Source organism: Streptomyces sp. FH025, from assembly GCF_017427025.1.
Lineage (GTDB): Bacteria > Actinomycetota > Actinomycetes > Streptomycetales > Streptomycetaceae > Kitasatospora.
Genome location: NZ_JAFLNG010000877.1, coordinates 1 through 2,752, shown reverse-complemented (window position 1 = coordinate 2,752; position 2,752 = coordinate 1). Strand labels below are relative to the sequence as shown.

The 2,752-nt window shown below is 75.3% G+C and carries 3 protein-coding genes; 1 reads left to right on the top strand and 2 read right to left on the bottom strand.

What is annotated here, in order from left to right:
• Positions 1-5 precede the first annotated feature (5 nt).
• Positions 6-773, bottom strand: coding sequence for an SDR family oxidoreductase (locus J0670_RS35100; RefSeq protein WP_207816563.1), 768 nt, complete (start codon positions 771-773; stop codon positions 6-8).
• Between the two features lie 10 nt (positions 774-783).
• Positions 784-2,004 carry a DNA glycosylase AlkZ-like family protein gene (locus tag J0670_RS35095; RefSeq protein WP_207816561.1) on the bottom strand — a complete coding sequence of 407 codons (1,221 nt, stop codon included), beginning with the start codon at positions 2,002-2,004 and terminating at the stop codon, positions 784-786.
• A 159-nt stretch (positions 2,005-2,163) separates the two neighbouring features.
• On the opposite strand from J0670_RS35095, the gene J0670_RS35090 reads away from it, so the two are divergent.
• On the top strand, positions 2,164-2,752 hold a 589-nt coding region (locus tag J0670_RS35090), incomplete at its 3' end, for a DNA polymerase beta superfamily protein (protein ID WP_207816559.1).

Below are 2,752 nucleotides of genomic sequence, written 5' to 3'. Positions count from 1 at the left end.
AGCCGTCACCGCCCGCCGGAGACCTCCAGGAATGCGCCGGTGGTGTACGAGGCGGCCGGGGAGAGCAGGAACAGGATCGCCTCGGCGACCTCCTCCGGCAGTCCGCCGCGCCGCATCGGCAGGTTGGGCGCGACCCGGTCGACCCGCCCGGGCTCGCCGCCGAGCGCGTGGATGTCGGTGCGGATGAGGCCCGGGCGGACGGTGTTGACCCGGATGCCCTCGGCCGCGACCTCAAGCGCCAGTCCGCGGGTCATCGAGTCCACCGCGCCCTTGGCGGCCGCGTAGTCGACGTACTCGTTGGGCGAGCCGATCCGGGAGGCGGCCGAGCCGACGTTGACGATCGCGCCGCCGCGCCCGCCGTACCGGGTGGACATCCGGCGCACCGCCTGGGCCGCGCACAGGAACGGGCCGGTGATGTTGGCGGCCCAGATCCGGTTCAGCCGGTCCTCGTCGATGTCCTCCAGCCGGCACTGCCTCTCCAGCGTGCCCGCGTTGTTCACCAGCCCGGTGAGCTGCCCGAGTTCGGTGTCCACGGTGGCGAACAGCCGCTCCACCTCGGCGGTGCGGCTGACGTCGGCGCGGACGGCGAGGGCGGTGCCGCCCTCGGCCCGGATGGCGTCCACGACGGAGGCGGCGGAGGCCTCGTCCGTACGGTAGTTGACGCAGACCCGGTAGCCGCGGCGGCCGGCCAGCAGGGCGGTGGCGGCGCCGATGCCGCGGCCGGCACCGGTGACGATCAGGACCTCTTCGAGGCCGGGGGTGGTGGTCGACATGTCCCGCACGTTACACGGGGGTTCCGTCGCCGGAGGCGGACTCCGCCCGCAGCGCCGCGATCTTCGGGGCGCGGCTCTTCGGCGAGTCGAGGCTGAAACCGCGGGCGTCGCCGAGCTCGTCCCGGACGAACGCCTCGGTACGGGCCACCGCCTCGCGCAGCGCGTCGTCGAGCGGGACGAAGGACCGGTGGACGATCTCGGCCCGCTCGGGGTCGTACTCCCACAGTCCGACGATCCGGCCGCGGTCGAGCACCAGGTGGGTCTGCGGGTCCGTCTCGGAGCCGAAGGCGCGCCCGGTCCGGCCGGCGGGCAGCGGGCGGGCGGCGTCGGCGGGGTCGAGCAGCCGGGGCAGGTCGCGGTGCAGCAGGTGGATGCCGTCGATGCCCGCCAGCAGGGTGTAGTGAGGTTCGGCCGGCACCTCGAACTCGGCGAACTCCTCGGCGAGTTCGGGCGGCAGCAGGAGCTCCGACCCGGGGGCGACCGGGACCGGCCCGGCCTCGGCGACGGCCTGCCGGGCGGTGGCGGCGCTGAAGCCGGAGAACCAGCGGAAGTGCTTGAGGGTGGCCGGGCCGGCCCAGGAGAAGTAGCGGCGGGCGAGGTCGACGGCGCCCCCGTGGACCGGCTGGTCCCAGCCGACGTAGCCGTAACGCTGCTGGTCCAGGCGGCCGTTGACCGGCACCCGGCGGATCCGGCCGCGCGACTGCATCAGCCCGAGGGCGAGCGGCAGGGTGGTCGCCAGGCCGCGCTTGCGGCCCGCCTCGCCGAGCGGCCGGACGGCGTCGCCGACCGACTCCCGGATCGTGGTCGGATCCAGCGGCCCGCCGGCGGCCAGGGCCCGCTCGATGGCCAGGCAGAGCTGCTCCACCTCGTCCCGGCCGACCCCCAGGTGCTTCTGCGCCGCGGCCAGTTCGCCCGCCGGGGCGGCCGCGCCGACCGCCAGCCCGAGTGCGAAGTCCTCGGCGGGCAGCACGTAGGTGCAGCCGCGCGCGGACGGCAGTTCGTGCACCCGCAGGGCGGCCACCTCGGCGTCCACCGCCGCCCGCCCCAGCCCGGCCCGGGCGAACAGGCCCAGGTACGGCGCCGCGCCGCCGACCGAGCGGGCCCAGCCGGTGGCGGCCAGCACCTCGGCGGCGGACGCCCCGGTGTGCGGGCGGTCCAGCCACTGCCGGTGCGACCACCAGGCCCGCAACTTGTCGACGCCGACGGCTTCCAGGTGGGGATCGTGCTCCATGGGGCCAGTATCGGCGGCCGGTCGGGCCCGGGCCGGAATTCACTCGCCCGGCGCGGCCCGCTCCGGAGAGGATGAGGACGCGGTACCGGACCGTCCGTCCGAGAGCCGTCCGTTCGAGGGCCGTCCGTCCGAGAGCCGTCCGCCCGAGAGGAGCCCGCCTTGCCCACCGCCCCTGGTACCGTCCTGCTCTCCGGCATCGTCGGCTCCACCGCGTACGGCTTCGCCCACGCCGGCTCGGACGTCGACCGGCTCGGCCTGTTCGCCGTCCCCACCGAGGAGTTGCACGGCCTGGACCGTCCGGCCGAGTCGCACGTCACCACCGAGCCGGACGTCACCCTGCACGAGGCCGCCAAGTGGTGCCGCCTGGCGCTGTCCTGCAATCCGACCGCCTCCGAACTCGTCTGGCTGCCGGAGGACCTGTACGAGAGCGTCACGCCGCTCGGACGCGAACTGATCGGGATCCGCTCGACCTTCCTGAGCGGGCCGGCCGTCCGCAAGGCCTATCTCGGTTACGCGGACCAGCAGTTCCGCAAGCTGCTGACCCGCGACACCGCCGACCCCGTCACCCGCCGCCGGGCCGCCAAGCACGCCCGGCACCTGGTCCGGCTGGTCGAACAGGCCGTCCGGCTGCACGAGACGGGCCACAGCGTGATCCGGCTGCCCGACCCGGAGCGCGTCCGTGACCTCGGCGAACGCATCGCGGACGAGCCGGCCACCGCCGAATCCCTGCTGGCCGACGCCGCCGAGC

Bases quoted from the DNA above. Each gene is read 5' to 3' on its own strand.
- J0670_RS35100 (WP_207816563.1), bottom strand. From the start codon at position 773: ATGTCGACCACCACCCCCGGCCTCGAAGAGGTCCTGATCGTCACCGGT.
- J0670_RS35095 (WP_207816561.1), bottom strand. From the start codon at position 2,004: ATGGAGCACGATCCCCACCTGGAAGCCGTCGGCGTCGACAAGTTGCGG.